Below are 16,751 nucleotides of genomic sequence, written 5' to 3'. Positions count from 1 at the left end.
AGGGAGGTGCGATGATGGACTATATTAAGCAGATTTTAGCGTTTGACGATTATTTAATGTACAATCAGGGACTTTCATCTGGGCAAATTGCTTTATGGCGCGCATTGATGAGCATAAACAATAAAACAAGATGGAGTGAGTGGTTTACGGCAAGTAATCAAACGCTTGAAACTCTAGCTGGTCTTTCACGCCAAGGAATAAATAAAAATCGAAATGTATTAAAACAACTAGGATTAATTGATTTTCAAACCAATGGAAGAAAAGCAACTTCTTACCATATATGTAAACTTTATACATCAGATAGTGTACAAGGAAGTTTACAAGAAGATGTACGTAAACTTTCTACGTCAAATAGTTTACAAGAGAGTGTACAAGACAGTTTACAAAGTAGTAGCGAAACAGTAGCGGAAAAGTGTACAACACAGTTGCGCAACAGTGGCACATTATATAAACATAAACAAAACATAAATATAAACGAAAACACAAACATAAATAATCATGAAGAAGATGTCGGTGTGTATGAGTTTATTCAAAGCCATTGGGAACAACAGCCTAATAACTTGTTGAAAGGTGCTTTAGGCCCATGGATTAGAGAATGGGGTCCAGAGCTAGTTTTGTATGCTGTTAAACAGGCTTATGAGTACAGCGTAGATATGAGATGGCTAAAATCATACGTGGATAAAATTTTTGCGAATTGGAAAGATAAAAGCATAACCACGCTTGAAGAAGCAATAGAAGCGCAGAAAGCATTTAAGGCAACAAGCAAAAAAAATACAGGGATCAGTAGCTATCAAAATAAAGCTGTTCGGCAAGAAAAGGTGCCTGAGTGGATGAATCAAGCGAACGGTGAAGAAGAAAAACTATCACCAGAAGAACAAGCTGAACTTGATAGACAAATAAAAGATTTTTTGGAGGGAAAATGATGAATGAATTAGTTAAATTAGTGGGAGAATGGGCGAAAGAAAAGCATTTAGATACAGCAGAGCCTGAAAAGCAAATGCTAAAAGTGATTGAGGAAGTCGGAGAAGTTGGGGCTGCATTGGCAAGAAACAACGAAAACGACCTAAGAGATGGCATTGGTGATGTGGTTGTGACGTTAATTATTCTCGCTATGCAAAATAACATGGACTTATACGAATGCCTAAATCAAGCATATAGCGAAATCAAAAATCGCCAAGGGGAAATGGTAAACGGAGTATTCGTCAAAGAAGCCGATTTGTAAGGTTCGAGGTGGAAGAGATGCGAATTATCCTGCCGATTGAACCAAAGCCACAAAGTCGCCCGAGGTTTGCAAGGCGTGGGAATTATGTCCAAACCTATGAAGATAGCGCAATGAGAGCTTATAAACAAAAGGTAAAAGCGTATCTACGAAAGGCAAAACCAGAATTGATTGAAAAAGGGGCTATTTTTGCGCATGTGACGTTTTACGTTCCTGCACCTAAATATCTATTAAGTTCTAAAAAGAAACGCTTAGAAGTGAAATTAGAGCGGAAATATTGCGATAAAAAGCCCGATTTAGACAATTATTTTAAGGCAGTGACAGATGCTGCCGAAGGTATTTTATACAAAAACGATGGTCAAATTGCTGTGATGGTTTGCCAAAAGCTGTACAGTATGCGACCACGGACAGAAATTGAAATTATGAGTTTGGAGAATAAAAAAAATAATTAAGATAACAGGAGATGAATGCATTATGAGAACAGTTATTCAAGGAGCAGAGCTTACAGTAACGATTAAAACGGATAGAGAATTATCTACACAAGAAATTATTGCAGCTCATCAACTTGCAACTGGGAATTTTGAAGCGTTATTTATCAAAGAGGAAGAAGAGCCTAGAGCTGAAGTTTTTGAACCTCTTGAAAAAGAAGTACCAGAATGGGTGCAAGTAGAGATTACCTGCCCAGTTTGTGCTTATCAAGGACGTAAAAATACAAAATTCACGAATGTATACACTAAGTGTCCTGAATGTAAAACCGCATTATTTAATCAGTATGCTACAGGGATAAGAGGGGAAAAAGACAAAGCTGGTAATTATTTCTATGCACAAGAGATAATTCGCCCAAAAAATGGTGAATTAACAGCTGATGAACAAGAATTATTAGCTGAAATGAGTAAAGAGAATGAAAATTGATATTGGCAAAACCTATGAAATTATTCCTCATAATCGCTTTCAGCACGCTTTACATGGAACAGTACAAAAAGTCTATGATAATTCGGTGTTAGTCAAAGTTTGTCACGTGCATCAAGATGAGGAAGAAATGATAACAGATTCTAACAATCAAATCATTGTTAGTAAAAAATATCTATCCAAGCAAATTAAAACAAAAGAAACGAAGGAGACAAAACACATGAAATTTAATTTAAATACAGCAACGTTACTTATTTCAGGAAATTTTGGAGTAAAAGCAGAGGAATGTTTAACGATCTCAAAAAGCGGTCTGGCTTTAAGTGGTCCAGTAGTTCAACGATTGAACAAACCAGAATGGGTTCAACTATATTTAGACGAACAAAACAAAGCGTTATTTGTTTTGCCGTGTGAAGCCACTGCGGAAGGTGCAAGAAGTTGTGTAAGTCCTAAGGCAAATAAAAAAACAGGCTACCGAAAAAGCTGGAATGGTCATGTGTTAAGAAAAGCTGCCGAAGTTGGAGGCTTTAATATCGAAACAGATGTTTACCATGTAAAACCAGAAGAAGTGGAAGGACATCCAAATGCTTTAGGATTTGATTTAACGAAGGCGGTCAAAGTGAATGGGTAAAACTAAATCTAAAATCAAAAAGAAAAAACGTAGATTAAAAGAAAAAGCTATTGCAAACGGCACATACAGTAAGCGAGGGAAAAGCGATGGTATGTATAAAATGCAAGGGACAGATGATTGTCTGGGAAAAAGATAAGTTGAAACATCAAAAAGGTTTTTATTGTCCGTTATGCAACAAAAACGGGCAAAGTGTTGCGAAAAAGTTAGCTGAGATAAAGAAAAAAGCCCTTCGATAATTGAAGGGCACCTATTTAAATCAAAGATATTGAATTATTTTTTTCTTTGTTTGAAGTTATTTTCTTGGGAAGAAGTGAAGCCAACCCAAAATAATAAGCAAACAGGAATCAATGAGAAAAATAGGATTGAACTAAAGTTGAGTAATAGAAAAACTAGAGAAAAGCAGACAAAAGAAATAAATAAGATAAAAATAATTTTTCTCATATCATCCCGTCCTTTTAGTATTATTCAAATGTTCGTTATTAGCATAATACTAAAACCGGATAATTACAAATAATTTAGTAAAAAGCAATTACTAGTTTAGATAACAAGCAACAAGCGCAAGTATTACGAGCTTTTGCTGATTGGATTGAACAGGAGGAAAAATAAATGGCTTATGAAAAATTACGTTTAGTAACAGCATTATTAAGTGGAGATATTTATCTTGGTAAAGCCAAAGACGGCTTGATGGACGTAAATTATCGTCGAGTAATTACAGATGAGGCTATTCAAGCAGTGGCAGATTGGTTTTTTTTAAATAAAAAAAAGACAGTCCAATTTGAAGGTGTTGATGGCAAAGAGCATAGCTTGTTTTATACATCTGATAAAGAAAAAGCGAAAAAAATTCTAGCTATTTTAAAGGAGGAAGCGGAATGAGCTACGAAATAACATATGACGAAAATATTAGTAGGCAAGAAAAATCTATTATTGTTAATAATAAAGACTTATACAAAATTTGTTTAGGAAAAAAAGCTTCTCGAAAAAATAGAGAAATAGATGTTAAGTACACGTTAAGTATTGAATGTGATGAAACTGGTGTTTATATACAGGAAGAGTTACCAGGTGAAATTATGCTTGAATTAAACAAAATGATTAACGACAGTCGTAAATTTTAGGAGGAACAGCGATGAATAAACAAGAATTGATTGAAGAATTAGAATGTTTAGAAGTTCCTACAGATAGTGTTGATTATTTACAAGGCGCTAACTATGCTACCGAAAGAGCAATTAGTTTAGCAAAACAACTAAAAGAATCGGAAAAAGCTGTATTGCCCAAAACGGCTGATGATTTTATTGAAGAAAGTTTAGGAATGGGTTCTGATAAAGTTGATATTATCAGTTCTGCAGATTCTTTCTCAAGCTCAATGCCCGATGATGAATTTTCTTTGTGGTTTAAGTCGAACAGAGATTTATTTGTTAATGCATTAGCTAACGGTTACGAAGTCGAGAAGGAACCATTATATCACGTTTTATTATCAGACAAAGGGGCGACTAACACAGGTTATACTTTTTTAAATTTAGCGGGAACAATTGATTTTACGATATGTAAGGAAAATGTGGATATGTTAACAGAACAAGAAATCAAAGCAATTGACGAGCGCTATTGGCCGTTTGCTGTGAAGGTGGAGGAAGAATAGATGAAAGATAAGAAATTTTCACCTCTAACAATTGTTTGTGTGATTATAGGCATATGCTGGATTGTCTCAATTGTGGGAATCGGATATTTTATTTCACATCCAGAAATGATTGGACACTGGTTTAGTCGTTTAATAAGTGGGTTCAAATAGTTTTGAAACCAATGTATTTTAGTTTTTACAATCGATAGTATAAAAAACTACCTAGTTTCCGCTAGGTAGTTCTGTAAGAAATAATATTAAGTTTATTTTTTATAGTATTTTTATACCAAACCCATTATAAAAAATCAAGTACAAAAAAGCCAACCGACCACTGGTTGACTAAGAAGAATATTTTACCAGAAAAGTGGTAGCTTGTGATATGTGAGGTTACTCTACCCCAAACATTGGTCACAATAAAAATATTTTATCATAAATAGAAAAACTCAACTAGTTTTTTCTAGTCGAGTTTTCTAGATGACACCACTCAAGATGAATTGAGTTGTCCATATTATATCATGATGAAATATGAAATTTCAATAAGAGTAAATAAAAACAGCCGGATTGCTCCGACTGTTTAGATAGATTTGGAATAGAATTCCTATGCTTCATAAGTATTTTATAGCAAATTACTGCTAATTTGTAAAGAAAAACTAGTCGTTGAGAAAACGACTAGTTCCACCACTTATTAAGTGGTACAAAAAATAAATGGATAACTTTATTATAAAGATAAAATAAAAAAATGCAAAATTAAAGACCAACCAGTTTACTTTAGTTGATCTTTAAAAAAATGGATATTTAGTTTGTGGATAAGTTGTTATTATTATACCACAAATCGCAAACGGAGGAATCATAACATGGTACTTTTTGATGTAGAAAAATATCAAATTCCAGACCCAGAAGAAATCGATATGAAAGCGACAAGAAAGAATTTTGAAACCTTTATGACAGCCTATGGTTCTGTTCGAGAAAAAGTTGGAAAAAATAGATTACCAAAAATGACTCAATCATTTAGTTTGATTCCTTCCACAACAAATAAAGAATATTCAAGTGATGCTGAACGTTTTATGATAGAACGAGAAGAATATATGAATGAATATAAAGAATTAGAGGAACTATTTTCATTAGGCTATTTAGCAATTTGTAATCCTTTAAAAAATGGCGGTACTAATCGAAGAAGGCAAATTTTTATGCTTCGATATGTTCATGGTATAGCTGTACAAGATATAGCGGAAAGCAAGTATCTTAGTAAAACAACTGTTGTTGAAGAGAGTCGTTTAGCATTGATTCAATTTTGTAAGGAGATAGAATTATTGATTTACAGTGATGAGACAGAACCTCTTATTGAGGAGAAGAATACTCTTGATTCTGAAAAATAAAATTTTTGGTCTTTTTCCGACTTTTTCCGACGCAAATCGGTCGAGCAATGTTGTAATATAATAGTGTCGAAAGATAAGGAAACGAGGTAAGGCATGCATTACCTTTCTTAGCTCCGTTTCGCTTATCCTTTGAGGCTACCTACAAAAAAATAAAGAATAAGGATGTGGAAAGTCCAGTTCTTTCTGTCTCGTTTAGTCTAGGTAGCAAATATTGCAATAAACTTGGCATGAAGCTTACACGTAGACGTACGCCGAAAGCAATTGTCAAGATAGCGCTATGTAGTTTGCAATGATCACTCACAAATCAGATGTTCTCAAACTAAAGAAATGGGGTGCAATTCCTCTCTCTTTTTTCTACAGGTTTGTGAGTGATTACTATTAAAAATTGAAAAATCAATAGATTTAAACCTAGTGAAGAGCATTTGAACAATGTGCTAGGGTAGTATGGGATAAGTCGATAACTAAAATGAATTGGGATACTGATTGATTTTAGTGGTGGATTTTACAGCAATGTAAAAAGGACTAATAGTAAAAGCTATTAATCGCAAAGTACTACGTGGAATTTGTGCAGGTGTAATGTACGAAACTTTCGGGCGTGACAATAGACGCTCCAGTGGAGAATAATCTAAGTTAGGTGGAAGTGTGAGAAGCTTGGCAGACCTTAGAAACCTCAAACCAAGCGCTTTGCAGAGAAACTGAGAAATCAGTGTTTAACGAAAGAAGTCGGTACGAGTAGCTTAATGCAGCAATTTATTTACAGATGACAAAATAATAAAAATGGGACTCTTATGTAAATGCTGAATGTTCAAGTGAAAGTTATTAGCCAGTAGAGCTAGATCATACAGAAAAAGCAAAGAGAAGCTATTGGGTAGCGCCTGATAGTTCAGCCTCTTTGGGTATGTGACTGAATAACACTGTAAACAAAGGAAGCAGGAAGAAAAGCCTAAATCTGTTGATTTTTGAGTTTTTAATTAGGGAGGTTAATGCCATGAAAACAGGATTTTTCAAAACAAAATATCGTACAGAAAAAGGTTTATTTACGTGTAAATGGTTAATGTTGTTAGGTAAATGCTTTTTTGTAAAACACAAGAAAGTAGCTTAAAAAGCTACTTTCCCTATTAGTTATTTTCTGTATTTAGAATTATCGCTGTGGCGGAACAGGTAGACGTTACTACGTAGAATAATCGGCTTTGGTGTTCGGTGTTTATATAGGCGTTAGTCTGTAAGAGTATAAGAGGACAATCACAAGAGCCTGTAAACAGCTGAGTAATGCGGTTTGAGAGAACCTCCTATACTCCATAAAATATATAATCTTGTGATCATTTTGTGCGGAGGCTTTAAACATTATTCGGTGATATCTGATGTAAATCTAAAGGGAGATAAACGGTAAAGATTATTCATGCAAGGTGCAAATCCTTGCCAGCGATATTGAGATTGCGGTAGACAATCTCAAAAATGGCATAGTATAAAAATCCTTTCGGTTGGCGTGTAGCATCTGGGATGCAACGAGCATATAGCGAGATAAGAGGCAGGTTCGATTCCTGTCACGCCAATAGGTAGCTTTGCTACTTAAATAAAAGAATCGTCAATAGATGTTTCTGCTACATTCACGTGAGGCACTAGCTTGCAAGTGCCTCTTTTTGTATGTACTAAAAAAGACTGAGTTTACTAAATATTAAAGTCAAATGAAAATCAAAATTAGCATTTCAATTATTTCTAGATACTTTTTTTAGAAAGTGTTAGTATAGTTGGCGAGGTGGTTTATGTTGAAAAAAGTAATGAAAAAAAGCTTGTTAACTCTACTACTATCAATAATACTAATTTTTATGTTTTGGCAAAAAAATTACAATATTTGGATATTCACAATAACTATTTTTACTATTTTCATGGTGTGGTTTTTTGATGCCAATACGATTTCAAGCTTATCATTTGATCTAAAGCAAAGTAAGATTGAGATGAACAGGAATGTTGAAACAACAAAGAAAATAGCTAATGAAGTCGAAGTGACTGCTAAAACCTTTAACAAAACAATTAAGGCGTTTATGAATTTCAATTTAGCAGATTTACAATTGCAAGGTAGAGTTTTTGTTGCTATAGACTGGAAAGATGCAGCGAAGTTCGTCGAAGAATCTATAGAATTGAATGCTATTATAGGAGAAATGGATGAAGAAACGTCATTATTAATAATGAAAAGTAAATGTAAAGTTATTGACTTATTTCAAATACATGCCAATAGTTTTTTCAAAGAAGCAGAAATTGAAATAAATCAATACATTTCATGTGGTTTTGAAATGAAAAATGGACTTGTTTCTTATGATATTAACAACGTAGCCATAGATTTTGATGGTTTATATAATTTGGTTAATCAAGTTCCAGAAAATAATAAGTTGTTATGGAATAAAGAAGTATCAGAACTTAAGAAATTCTACACCAATAATTTTTAAAGCAGACTACTCAACATAAGTGAGTGGTCTTTTTTGTACATAAAAAAGCCACTAGACTATGGGTTCTAGTGGCTAGGTAGCATTCGTGAAAAATTAGTTGGTTGCTATTTACAAAAAGGAGTTGCTACCCATAAATAGTATATCAAGAAATAATTTATTGAATCAAGTACATAAAAACAACTAGGAGAGAGAACATGAAAAGCTATTGGTATGTATCGTTAACACATAAATATCCACAGCCGAACCATACAACTAATTCAGTACGTGTTGTAATGTCTGTGCAGATAAAGAAGAACGCATCTATTGTCGAAATGACGAGAGAAGCCACACCAAAGGAAATTGACGCGTGCAAATTAGTTTATTGTGGATGTGGCAGTTGGGGAGATAAGCATATACAAGAGAATATAGAAAAGTATGTGAGATAAATAATATAAGGGAAGGGGAGAGGAACAGTTTGAAAAGCAAAACCTTACGTGATTATGTTGAAGATGGCAGATATACAATAGTTGCTTCTTCTTGTAGTACTGCAAAAGAAATACAACGGCTGTATCCTAAAGCAATTGTTACACATGGTAGAGCTGATGGGATAGGAGGGAAAAAAATATTAATAGATACATCTGTATCTAAACAACCAGCTGTATTAGGTGCTTTGCCACAATTTAAAACAGAAGATATTGCAATTGAAACTTTTACGTATGATTTCATTCATAACATTATTGATACAGAAATAAGCGAATCAAAAGAGATAGACAATGAACACTTCTATAGAAATAAAAAGTGGATAAAGAAAAAGAATAGAATCCTGAGACAATATCAATATGAATGTCAAGAAAGTAAAAGATATGGTTTAAGTGTAAAAGCTGAAATGGTCCATCACATCTACCCAAGAAAAGAATATCCTGAACTAGCATATGTTGATTGGAATCTATTACCTTTAACGCATCAAAGGCATAATACTTTTCACGATAGAGAAAACAACAAAATTATCGGAGAAGGGTTGTATTGGCAAAGAAAACGAAGGAAAGAATTTGAAAAATGGAAAAGTGAACGCTTGAAGCCCCCCTCCTTTTGAAAAATGAAAAAGAGCTTAGGGAAAACGGTTATGGGAACTTTTTCCAATAGCGAGAGGATCTTGAAAAAATTTTTTCCTGAATGAAAAATGTTTAAATATCAACGCTTAGCGTTATTTTTAGTCGTCAAAACCGTGCAGAAAAAAGCCCTTTTTTTCGCAGTAATATATCTTAGTTTGAGGAGGTGACAACTTGGCTAAAAAAATTCCAAAACGAGAAAGCATTAAAAAACGTACAATCAAGTATATGAAAGAATTAGGAACGTATAAGCCACAATACAATCAAATTATTGAGGTTTATGCAGATATGGTTTATCAATATAACTATTTAAGCCGTGAATTTGAAGAACAAGGGTATGAAATTATTTTGGAAACAGAAAAAAGCGGTGGGAAGAAGTCACCTATTTTAGCAAGTTTAGAAAACCTCAGAAAAGATATAGGTACGTATTCAGATCGGTTGATGTTAAATGCTAGAACCTATCAAGCTGAAGTAGAAGTGCCGAAAAAAGAAAAATCAGCTTTTGCTAAACTTTTAGAGCAACAAAAGATGTGATTTGATGGATTTATCGAAAATTACATCTAAGCATTTTGAAACAGCTTTAAATTATGCGAGGGCAATTGTTGATTGTAAAATATTAGCAAATTTAGATAGAAGGCTAGCCTGCGAAAGGTTTTTGAAAGACTTAACACGAACAGATATTGATTTTAGGCAAGAACAATTTGATTTTGTTATTAATTTAATTGAAGGAACGATTCATCACGTCCAAGGAGAAGATAGAAATGGTATAAGTTATAAAGGACAACCATTATTGTTAACAGACTGGCAAAAATTTGTCTGTGTGAATCTATTTGGTTTTTTTGAAAAAGATTCAGATATTCGGCGGTTTAAAGAAGCGCTTATTTTTTTGCCTCGAAAACAAGGGAAAACAGCATTTAGTGCGGCCCTAACTGAAGCAAAGAGTATTTTAGATAGACGTTCTGGTTCAAAAGCCTATATTGTCGCAAATTCAGTGAAACAAACACTAGAGTGTTTTAATTTTTTAGTGGATAATGTGAACGAATTGAAAGAAGATGTCGAGAAATTACGAATACGTGATAACAATCAAGAACATTCGATTTCAATTAATTTTGGAGATGGGACAAGTGACATCTATGCAATTGCTAACCAAGAAGATAAATTGGACTCTTTAAACTGTAATTGTTTGGTATTAGATGAATTGCATTCTTGGAAAAGAGCTGGAGCTAAAAAGTACACGTTGATGAAAAATGCGATGAAAGCTTATCGTAATAAATTATTGATAGGTATTTCAACGGCAGGCGATATTCCTGATGGCTTTTTAGCCAATCGTTTAAAAACTTTACAGAAGGTATTGAATGGGTCAATTACTGATTCTGCGTATGACTCTTATTTCATTTTTATTTGCAAAGCAGATCAAGATGAAGAAGGGAATATTTTAAATAGTAAAGGAGAAATCACCACAATTGATGATCCTGAAGTTTTAGAAATGTGTACACCGTCCATTAATGTCACAGTTACTTTAGAAGAGTTATTGGATGATGCTTCACAAGCAATGAATGAACCACAATTAAAAACAGAGTTTTTAAATAAAACGCTGAATGTCTTTACGAATGCAATGGATGCCTATTTCGATATTAATGAGTTTAGAAGTTCGGATATGCAATACGATTGGACATTAGATGATTTAGCAAGATTACCTATTGTTTGGTACGGCGGTGCGGACTTATCAAAACTACATGATTTAACGGCAGGTGCTTTATACGGCTCATATAAAGGAATAGATATTTGTATTACGCATGCCTTTTTCCCGAAATTAGCAGCAGTAAAGAAAGCAGAAGAAGACGGTATTCCTTTATTTGGTTGGAAAGAAGATGGTTGGTTAACGATGAGTAACACGCCTACCGTTTTACATGATGATATTGTTAATTGGTTTATTTCTATGAAACAAAAAGGCTTCAAAATTAAACTTGTTGGTTTTGATAAAAAGTTTGGTCGAGAGTTCTTTTTTAAAATGAAAAAAGCAGGATTTAAAATTAAAGATCAACCACAATACTTTTATAAGAAATCAGAAGGCTTCCGTCATATCGAGGTGAAAGTCAAAAATAAACAGTTCTATTACTTACATTCCGATGCCTACGAATATTGTGTTCAGAATGTGCGAGCGATTGAAAAAACAGATGATATGATTCAGTACGATAAATTAGATGGTGATGGTGGGGTACAACGTATTGATTTATTTGATGCGAGTGTATTTAGCTGTTGCCAGATGTTGGAAGATATGGCTTATGGAAATGTCGGAACAGAGTGGTTAAATCGTAAATATTAAATAGTAAAGGATGATTATTGTGGCAAAAAAGAGAAAAAAAGCAAATAAAATACGTTCAGAACCAAAAATCCCCCAACCATCAGGCTCAAGTGATCCTACGGTTGGTTTTTTTATGTCTGATATTTCTCGAGAAATATTAGTACCAGGCTATACAAGGCTTTCAGATAATCCAGAAGTAAAAACTGCTTGTCAAAAAATAGCCGATTTGGTATCGGGAATGACCATTCATTTAATGGAAAATTCAAAAAATGGCGATGTTCGTGTGAAAAATGAACTATCTAGAAAAATTGATATTGAACCTTATTCATATATGACTAGAAAAAATTGGGTCTATAACATTGTTTATTCTATGTTATTGCCTGGCGATGGAAATGCTATTGTCTTTCCCGAAATGAAAGATGGTTTTATTCATGAATTAAGACCCTTGAAACCATCTAAAGTTAGCTTTATTGAACTTGAAGATGGCTATTCTGTGAAATATGGTTCAACGACTTATTCACCAGATGAAGTCTTACATTTTGCAATTAATCCTGATCCAGAACAACCATGGAAAGGAACGGGTTATCGAATCCCTTTAAGGGATATTACCTATAATTTACGACAAGCAAATGCAACAAAAAAATCATTTATGAGTGGGCAATATATGCCGAATGTTATTGTGAAAGTAGATGCAATGAATGAAAATCTTGCAAGTGAAGCAGGAAGAAATCAAATTAAAGAAAAATATTTAGGAGAATCTAGACCAGGTGAACCTTGGGTTATTCCAGCAGAACTATTAGATGTCCAACAAGTAAAGCCATTATCTTTAAAAGATATTGCGATTAATGAATCAGTGGAAATAGACAAAAAAACAGTAGCAGCTTTATTAGATGTTCCAGCATTTATTTTGGGCGTTGGTTCATTTGATAAAGATGAGTATAACAATTTTGTTCGTACAAGAATTAAAGCTATTGCAGATATTTTTCAACAGACGTTAACGAAGGGCTTGCTTGAAAATCCGAATTGGTATTTTAAATGCAATTCTAAGAGTTTATTGGCTTATGACACGAAAGAATTAGCGGAAATTGGGATGAATTTGTATATTCGAGGAATCTATACAGGGAATGATGTCTTGAATATGATAGGAGATTCCCCTAAGCCTGGTTTAGATGAGCTAATTATTTTAGAAAACTTTATTCCTCAAGGAATGATTGGAGAACAAAGTAAACTTAAAGGAGGTGACTCTGATTGACAAAAGAAAATCAAACACGCTCTATGGCAACGAATTTTTCTACCAGAGAAGAAACTTCAGGGGAAAAAATCATTGAAGGCTATTTCGCTGTTTTTAATCAAGAAACAGAGCTTTGGCCAGGTGCTTTTGAAGAAATTTCACCAGAAGCATTTAACGGCTCTTTGAGCAATGATATACGAGCGTTGACCAATCATGAAACCACTTTGGTTTTAGGTAGAAACAAATCAGGAACACTAAAGTTAAGTGTTGATTCTAGAGGCTTGTGGGGCCAAATTACTATTAATGAAAATGATTCAGATGCCTTAAATCTCTATGAACGTGTAAAACGAGGAGACGTTGATCAATGCTCGTTTGGTTTTAATATTCTGAATGAAGAAACAGATTGGAGAGAAGATGGCACGGTTAAATGGCTATTAAAAGAAATCGATCTTCACGAAGTTTCAGTCGTAACGTTTCCTGCATATGAAGATACAGGTGTACAAGCTAGACATACACAATTAGAACAATATCGTGAAAAACAAACAAAACAATGGCGTAAAAAATTATTGAGCCAATTAAAAAACAGGGGGAATTAATCATGGCATTAAGACAAATTATGTTACAAAGAAAGATTACTAGTAAAACAGAATTACTTCGATCATTAGAAGAAAAAGATGCTGAATTTGAAATACGAGAAAAGAATTTAGAGGCTGCCATTGAAGAAGCAGAAACGGAAGAAGAACAACAAGCGGTTGAAGATGAAGTGAATAAATTTAACGAAGAAAAAGAACCTCATGATCAACAAAAAAAAGAATTAGAGGAAGAAATCCGTTCCTTACAAGAAGAATTAGACGGATTAAATGAAAAGAAACCAACAGGTAAAGGAGAAGAAAGAAAAATGGGAGATAAAAAAGAAACTCGAAACAAAAACCTTATGGATTATCATGAACGTTCAGATGTAAAAGAATTTTATAATGAATTACGCGAAAGATTACAGATGCGTGCTAATGGGCAAGTATTGCCAGATGGACCAAGCGGCGCAGAATTGATTATTCCAGATATTATTGTAAATCGTATTCGTGAGCGTATTGGTGATTTTACTACTCTTTATCCATTGGTAGATAAAGTAATTGCCAAAGGACGTGTGAAATTAATTTTAGATGTAGATACTAGCGAAGCTACTTGGTTAGAAATGCGAGGCGCATTACCAGAAGAGGATGATTCTAAATTAACAGCAGTTGAATTTGATGGATTCAAAATTGGTCGAATTGTCTATATTGATAATTCTCTGTTAGAGGATTCTGTTATTAATTTAGATGATTATTTAACGAAACGAATTGCACGCTCTATCGCAAAAGGATTAGATAAAGCAATTGTTACAGGAACAGGGAAAGATGATAAACAACCAGATGGTATTCTTCCTAAAATTCCTGGTAAAAATAAAGTAACGAAAAAACCAACGTATGAAGAATTGATTCCAGTATTGGGCTTAATTGATACAGGGGAAGATGCCACAGGAGAAATCGTTGCAGTAATGCATCGACAAACTTATTATAATCGAATTGCAACGTTAACATTACATGTAAATTCTAATGGTGTAGATGTTGTTCAATTACCAAACTTGGCTGAACCTAATTTCTTAGGATTAAAAGTAGTTTTCAATAATTACTTACCACAAGATAAAATTTTGTTTGGTGTATTTGATAAATATACTTTAGTAGAACGTGAATCTGTTCGAGTTGATATGTCAGGTCACTATAAATTCAGAGAGGATCAAACGGCTGTTCGAGGATTAGGACGTTATGACGGTAAACCAGTTCTTCCAGAAGCGTTTGTAGAAGTAACATTAGATCCAGCGGGGGAGTAACAATGCCAGAGTCAAGACTGGCAGAAACTTCATTAAGTAAACTGACTATTCCTGAATTAAAAACTATTCTTGACGAAAAAGGCATCGAGTATAAAAACAATGTTAGCAAAAAAGAGTTACTAAAATTATTAGAGGGAACAGAATAGTTCCCTCTTTTTATTAGGTGATAAATATGAGTGATCAAACACTAGAGTTATTAAAAGTAAATTTAGGAATTATGTCAAAAAATCGTGATACTTATTTATCAACGATTATTGAAAGTGTCGTCAACGAATTGCAAACAGAACAAGGAATATCCATTGATTTAGATAATGAACTTCATGTGATGTTTATTGTGGATTATTCTGCTTGGCGTTATCGCTCCAGAGGAGAAGGTATTCTTCCTAGAAATTTACAATTTCGTTTGCATAATCTAGTACTTTCTGAAAAGGAGAATAAAAATGGATAGAACATGGGATTTAGATATTGTTCTTCTAGAAAATGATGGCTTTACAAGTGATGATATAGGCAATCAGATACCAAAGTATAAGCGTACTCCTGTCATGGCTTGCAAAGAAAACGTCAGTAGAGGAGAATTTTATCAAGCTGGCCAAAATGGAATAGAAAATATTCATTTATTTATTATTCATCCTTATGAATATTCTGGAGAAAACTATCTTGAATTTGAAGAGAAAAAATACAAAATTATTCGCACGTACCAAAAGAGTTACGAAGAACTTGAAGTGGTTTGTCGTTTGAGCTTAGGTGATGCTAATGGCTAAGGCAATCCATATTAGTGAACTTTCTAAAGAAATCAGTAAGATGGTTCGAGAATACACGGAAGAAGTTGAAACCAACGTAGGAGAAGCTACTGAAATAGTAGCGAAAGAAACGCTTCAAGAATTGAAGCAAAATAGTCCAAAACGTTCAGGAAAATATGCACGGAATTGGCGAAAGAAAAAACAAGGGCCAACAAAACAAGTAATTTATCAAAATGATCCAACCTATCGTTTGACTCATTTATTAGAAAATGGGCATGCATTAAAGAGGGGTGGTCGAAAAGTCGGCCAGGTAGTCGCTAAACCGCATATAGAAGCTGCGGAAGAAAAGGCTATCGCTTCTTTAGAAAAAGAATTGGTTAGGAGATTGACGTAACAATGACTTTAAAAGAATTGAAACATTTATTAGACAAAATGGAATTACCAATTTCTTATCGTGAATGGCAACCTGGGCAAGTTCCAGAGTTGCCCTATTTACTTTATTACGAAAATACAAGTAATAATTTTTTCGCAGACAATGAAGTCTATTGTAAACAAACAGAGATTGTTATTGAACTATACACGAATACGAAAAATATTCGTGAAGAAAATAAACTAGAGGAATTGTTGAACACAGCAAAAATTCCATTTGATACTTACGAAACGTATCTAGCATCTGAACAGATGTATTTAAAAGCATATGAAATTACAATTTAATAAGAGGTGAAGAAAAATGGCACAAAAAGAAAGAGTAGGAAGTCCTGAAAAAAATCGTGTAGAGTTTGGCTTAGAAAACGTATATTATGCAAAAGCAATGTTAAATCCAGAAACAGGGGAAATTACTTATGGTACACCTGTTCGTTTTCCTGGGGCGGTTGAATTGTCTATTGAGCCTTCAGGAGATTTAATCAAATTTAAAGCAGATAATGTAGATTACTATACTTCTCCAAACAATCAAGGATATGACGGAACATATACATGCGCTAGAATCCCTGAAGATTTTGCAGTGGAAATTTTAGGAGAAAAAGTAGATGATGCGGATAAAGTTCAAACAGAGTATGCAAATGCTGAAACCTCTCCTTTTGCGTTAATGTTCCAATTTGAAGGAGATAAAACAGCAACTCGCCATGTGTTATATTATTGCACTGCAAACAGACCAACTATTGGCTCTACAACAAAAGATTCTGGCGATCCAAACACTTCTGAGCTAACGTTTAGTGCTGGTCCACGTCCTTCAGATAAAGCCGTAAAAACTAAAACACGACCTGATACTCCATCAAGTGTTTATGATAAATGGTTTACAAAAGTTTATGAAAAAGGAGCAGCTGCTTAATC

25 protein-coding genes and 1 tRNA gene are annotated in these 16,751 nt (G+C 33.8%); all 26 read left to right on the top strand.

Annotated elements, in window-relative coordinates; all coding sequences use genetic code 11:
* The first annotated feature begins 14 nt into the window (after positions 1 to 14).
* The 26 genes from IGJ24_RS07310 (at position 15) to IGJ24_RS07185 (ending at position 16,749) form a co-directional block, all read left to right on the top strand.
* The gene (locus IGJ24_RS07310) at positions 15 to 923 is read left to right on the top strand and encodes a DnaD domain protein (RefSeq protein ID WP_242384537.1); all 909 of its coding nucleotides are present in this window, start codon (positions 15 to 17) and stop codon (positions 921 to 923) included.
* Positions 923 to 1,222 carry a MazG-like family protein gene (locus IGJ24_RS07305; protein WP_438775381.1) on the top strand — a complete coding sequence of 100 codons (300 nt, stop codon included), beginning with the start codon at positions 923 to 925 and terminating at the stop codon, positions 1,220 to 1,222. Before IGJ24_RS07310 ends, IGJ24_RS07305 begins: the two co-directional genes overlap by 1 nt.
* Before the next feature lie 17 nt (positions 1,223 to 1,239).
* A complete protein-coding gene (locus IGJ24_RS07300; protein WP_289865435.1) occupies positions 1,240 to 1,671 on the top strand; it encodes a RusA family crossover junction endodeoxyribonuclease in 432 nt (143 codons plus the stop codon).
* A 22-nt stretch (positions 1,672 to 1,693) separates the two neighbouring features.
* Positions 1,694 to 2,131 carry a hypothetical protein gene (locus IGJ24_RS07295; RefSeq protein ID WP_289865436.1) on the top strand — a complete coding sequence of 146 codons (438 nt, stop codon included), beginning with the start codon at positions 1,694 to 1,696 and terminating at the stop codon, positions 2,129 to 2,131.
* Entirely contained in the window at positions 2,121 to 2,756 is a 636-nt protein-coding gene (locus IGJ24_RS07290) for a hypothetical protein (protein ID WP_016619063.1), read from the top strand. The genes IGJ24_RS07295 and IGJ24_RS07290 overlap by 11 nt, the downstream gene beginning before the upstream one ends.
* On the top strand, positions 2,749 to 2,892 hold the full coding sequence (locus tag IGJ24_RS07285) for a hypothetical protein (RefSeq protein ID WP_010708408.1): 144 nt from the start codon (positions 2,749 to 2,751) through the stop codon (positions 2,890 to 2,892). The genes IGJ24_RS07290 and IGJ24_RS07285 overlap by 8 nt, the downstream gene beginning before the upstream one ends.
* 470 nt (positions 2,893 to 3,362) lie before the next feature.
* Positions 3,363 to 3,629 carry a DUF7446 family protein gene (locus tag IGJ24_RS07280; RefSeq protein WP_289865437.1) on the top strand — a complete coding sequence of 89 codons (267 nt, stop codon included), beginning with the start codon at positions 3,363 to 3,365 and terminating at the stop codon, positions 3,627 to 3,629.
* Entirely contained in the window at positions 3,626 to 3,868 is a 243-nt protein-coding gene (locus IGJ24_RS07275) for a hypothetical protein (protein ID WP_142960663.1), read from the top strand. The genes IGJ24_RS07280 and IGJ24_RS07275 overlap by 4 nt, the downstream gene beginning before the upstream one ends.
* Before the next feature lie 11 nt (positions 3,869 to 3,879).
* Positions 3,880 to 4,389, top strand: coding sequence for a DUF1642 domain-containing protein (locus tag IGJ24_RS07270; RefSeq protein ID WP_438775380.1), 510 nt, complete (start codon positions 3,880 to 3,882; stop codon positions 4,387 to 4,389).
* Positions 4,390 to 4,539, top strand: a complete 150-nt coding sequence (locus IGJ24_RS07265) for a hypothetical protein (RefSeq protein WP_438775379.1) — start codon at positions 4,390 to 4,392, stop codon at positions 4,537 to 4,539.
* A 683-nt stretch (positions 4,540 to 5,222) separates the two neighbouring features.
* Entirely contained in the window at positions 5,223 to 5,744 is a 522-nt protein-coding gene (locus IGJ24_RS07260; protein WP_016632872.1) for an ArpU family phage packaging/lysis transcriptional regulator, read from the top strand.
* Positions 5,745 to 7,226: 1,482 nt separating this feature from the next.
* A tRNA-Arg gene (locus tag IGJ24_RS07255) sits at positions 7,227 to 7,297 on the top strand.
* Positions 7,298 to 7,507: 210 nt separating this feature from the next.
* On the top strand, positions 7,508 to 8,188 hold the full coding sequence (locus IGJ24_RS07250) for a hypothetical protein (protein WP_438775378.1): 681 nt from the start codon (positions 7,508 to 7,510) through the stop codon (positions 8,186 to 8,188).
* Positions 8,189 to 8,382: 194 nt separating this feature from the next.
* Complete coding sequence (locus tag IGJ24_RS07245; RefSeq protein WP_271095805.1) at positions 8,383 to 8,613, top strand: hypothetical protein; 231 nt, start codon at positions 8,383 to 8,385, stop codon at positions 8,611 to 8,613.
* Between the two features lie 320 nt (positions 8,614 to 8,933).
* On the top strand, positions 8,934 to 9,260 hold the full coding sequence (locus tag IGJ24_RS07240; protein WP_010708334.1) for a hypothetical protein: 327 nt from the start codon (positions 8,934 to 8,936) through the stop codon (positions 9,258 to 9,260).
* A 190-nt stretch (positions 9,261 to 9,450) separates the two neighbouring features.
* Positions 9,451 to 9,810 carry a P27 family phage terminase small subunit gene (locus IGJ24_RS07235; protein WP_010708335.1) on the top strand — a complete coding sequence of 120 codons (360 nt, stop codon included), beginning with the start codon at positions 9,451 to 9,453 and terminating at the stop codon, positions 9,808 to 9,810.
* Positions 9,811 to 9,814: 4 nt separating this feature from the next.
* Positions 9,815 to 11,602, top strand: coding sequence for a terminase large subunit (locus IGJ24_RS07230; RefSeq protein ID WP_010708336.1), 1,788 nt, complete (start codon positions 9,815 to 9,817; stop codon positions 11,600 to 11,602).
* Between the two features lie 10 nt (positions 11,603 to 11,612).
* Entirely contained in the window at positions 11,613 to 12,833 is a 1,221-nt protein-coding gene (locus tag IGJ24_RS07225; protein ID WP_016632552.1) for a phage portal protein, read from the top strand.
* A 23-nt stretch (positions 12,834 to 12,856) separates the two neighbouring features.
* A complete protein-coding gene (locus tag IGJ24_RS07220; protein WP_016622766.1) occupies positions 12,857 to 13,408 on the top strand; it encodes an HK97 family phage prohead protease in 552 nt (183 codons plus the stop codon).
* A 2-nt stretch (positions 13,409 to 13,410) separates the two neighbouring features.
* Positions 13,411 to 14,679: a phage major capsid protein gene (locus IGJ24_RS07215; RefSeq protein ID WP_192411247.1), complete on the top strand. Its 1,269-nt coding sequence runs from the start codon at positions 13,411 to 13,413 to the stop codon at positions 14,677 to 14,679.
* Positions 14,680 to 14,681: 2 nt separating this feature from the next.
* The gene (locus tag IGJ24_RS07210; protein WP_010708340.1) at positions 14,682 to 14,825 is read left to right on the top strand and encodes a HeH/LEM domain-containing protein; all 144 of its coding nucleotides are present in this window, start codon (positions 14,682 to 14,684) and stop codon (positions 14,823 to 14,825) included.
* Positions 14,826 to 14,851: 26 nt separating this feature from the next.
* Entirely contained in the window at positions 14,852 to 15,127 is a 276-nt protein-coding gene (locus IGJ24_RS07205; RefSeq protein ID WP_192411248.1) for a phage head-tail connector protein, read from the top strand.
* Positions 15,120 to 15,440, top strand: coding sequence for a phage head closure protein (locus tag IGJ24_RS07200; protein WP_010708342.1), 321 nt, complete (start codon positions 15,120 to 15,122; stop codon positions 15,438 to 15,440). The genes IGJ24_RS07205 and IGJ24_RS07200 overlap by 8 nt, the downstream gene beginning before the upstream one ends.
* A complete protein-coding gene (locus tag IGJ24_RS07195; protein ID WP_010815464.1) occupies positions 15,433 to 15,813 on the top strand; it encodes an HK97 gp10 family phage protein in 381 nt (126 codons plus the stop codon). The genes IGJ24_RS07200 and IGJ24_RS07195 overlap by 8 nt, the downstream gene beginning before the upstream one ends.
* A gap of 2 nt (positions 15,814 to 15,815) precedes the next feature.
* Entirely contained in the window at positions 15,816 to 16,133 is a 318-nt protein-coding gene (locus IGJ24_RS07190) for a hypothetical protein (RefSeq protein ID WP_192411249.1), read from the top strand.
* 16 nt (positions 16,134 to 16,149) lie between these two features.
* Complete coding sequence (locus tag IGJ24_RS07185; RefSeq protein WP_010708345.1) at positions 16,150 to 16,749, top strand: major tail protein; 600 nt, start codon at positions 16,150 to 16,152, stop codon at positions 16,747 to 16,749.
* Positions 16,750 to 16,751: the final 2 nt, after the last annotated feature.

Origin of the sequence: Enterococcus sp. DIV0546, from assembly GCF_051712785.1 — a bacterium.
GTDB classification, from domain to species: domain Bacteria; phylum Bacillota; class Bacilli; order Lactobacillales; family Enterococcaceae; genus Enterococcus; species Enterococcus faecalis.
The sequence above is the reverse complement of the archived record's forward strand: the minus strand, read 5'-3'. Positions and strand labels throughout refer to the sequence as shown.

What these genes read in the sequence shown, in the direction of transcription:
- IGJ24_RS07310 (WP_242384537.1), top strand. Translation starts at nt 15, where the DNA reads ATGGACTATATTAAGCAGATTTTAGCGTTTGACGATTATTTAATGTAC.
- IGJ24_RS07305 (WP_438775381.1), top strand. Translation starts at nt 923, where the DNA reads ATGAATGAATTAGTTAAATTAGTGGGAGAATGGGCGAAAGAAAAGCAT.
- IGJ24_RS07300 (WP_289865435.1), top strand. Translation starts at nt 1,240, where the DNA reads ATGCGAATTATCCTGCCGATTGAACCAAAGCCACAAAGTCGCCCGAGG.
- IGJ24_RS07295 (WP_289865436.1), top strand. Translation starts at nt 1,694, where the DNA reads ATGAGAACAGTTATTCAAGGAGCAGAGCTTACAGTAACGATTAAAACG.
- IGJ24_RS07290 (WP_016619063.1), top strand. Translation starts at nt 2,121, where the DNA reads ATGAAAATTGATATTGGCAAAACCTATGAAATTATTCCTCATAATCGC.
- IGJ24_RS07285 (WP_010708408.1), top strand. Translation starts at nt 2,749, where the DNA reads ATGGGTAAAACTAAATCTAAAATCAAAAAGAAAAAACGTAGATTAAAA.
- IGJ24_RS07280 (WP_289865437.1), top strand. Translation starts at nt 3,363, where the DNA reads ATGGCTTATGAAAAATTACGTTTAGTAACAGCATTATTAAGTGGAGAT.
- IGJ24_RS07275 (WP_142960663.1), top strand. Translation starts at nt 3,626, where the DNA reads ATGAGCTACGAAATAACATATGACGAAAATATTAGTAGGCAAGAAAAA.
- IGJ24_RS07270 (WP_438775380.1), top strand. Translation starts at nt 3,880, where the DNA reads ATGAATAAACAAGAATTGATTGAAGAATTAGAATGTTTAGAAGTTCCT.
- IGJ24_RS07265 (WP_438775379.1), top strand. Translation starts at nt 4,390, where the DNA reads ATGAAAGATAAGAAATTTTCACCTCTAACAATTGTTTGTGTGATTATA.
- IGJ24_RS07260 (WP_016632872.1), top strand. Translation starts at nt 5,223, where the DNA reads ATGGTACTTTTTGATGTAGAAAAATATCAAATTCCAGACCCAGAAGAA.
- IGJ24_RS07250 (WP_438775378.1), top strand. Translation starts at nt 7,508, where the DNA reads ATGTTGAAAAAAGTAATGAAAAAAAGCTTGTTAACTCTACTACTATCA.
- IGJ24_RS07245 (WP_271095805.1), top strand. Translation starts at nt 8,383, where the DNA reads ATGAAAAGCTATTGGTATGTATCGTTAACACATAAATATCCACAGCCG.
- IGJ24_RS07230 (WP_010708336.1), top strand. Translation starts at nt 9,815, where the DNA reads ATGGATTTATCGAAAATTACATCTAAGCATTTTGAAACAGCTTTAAAT.
- IGJ24_RS07225 (WP_016632552.1), top strand. Translation starts at nt 11,613, where the DNA reads ATGATTATTGTGGCAAAAAAGAGAAAAAAAGCAAATAAAATACGTTCA.
- IGJ24_RS07220 (WP_016622766.1), top strand. Translation starts at nt 12,857, where the DNA reads ATGGCAACGAATTTTTCTACCAGAGAAGAAACTTCAGGGGAAAAAATC.
- IGJ24_RS07215 (WP_192411247.1), top strand. Translation starts at nt 13,411, where the DNA reads ATGGCATTAAGACAAATTATGTTACAAAGAAAGATTACTAGTAAAACA.
- IGJ24_RS07210 (WP_010708340.1), top strand. Translation starts at nt 14,682, where the DNA reads ATGCCAGAGTCAAGACTGGCAGAAACTTCATTAAGTAAACTGACTATT.
- IGJ24_RS07205 (WP_192411248.1), top strand. Translation starts at nt 14,852, where the DNA reads ATGAGTGATCAAACACTAGAGTTATTAAAAGTAAATTTAGGAATTATG.
- IGJ24_RS07200 (WP_010708342.1), top strand. Translation starts at nt 15,120, where the DNA reads ATGGATAGAACATGGGATTTAGATATTGTTCTTCTAGAAAATGATGGC.
- IGJ24_RS07195 (WP_010815464.1), top strand. Translation starts at nt 15,433, where the DNA reads ATGGCTAAGGCAATCCATATTAGTGAACTTTCTAAAGAAATCAGTAAG.
- IGJ24_RS07190 (WP_192411249.1), top strand. Translation starts at nt 15,816, where the DNA reads ATGACTTTAAAAGAATTGAAACATTTATTAGACAAAATGGAATTACCA.
- IGJ24_RS07185 (WP_010708345.1), top strand. Translation starts at nt 16,150, where the DNA reads ATGGCACAAAAAGAAAGAGTAGGAAGTCCTGAAAAAAATCGTGTAGAG.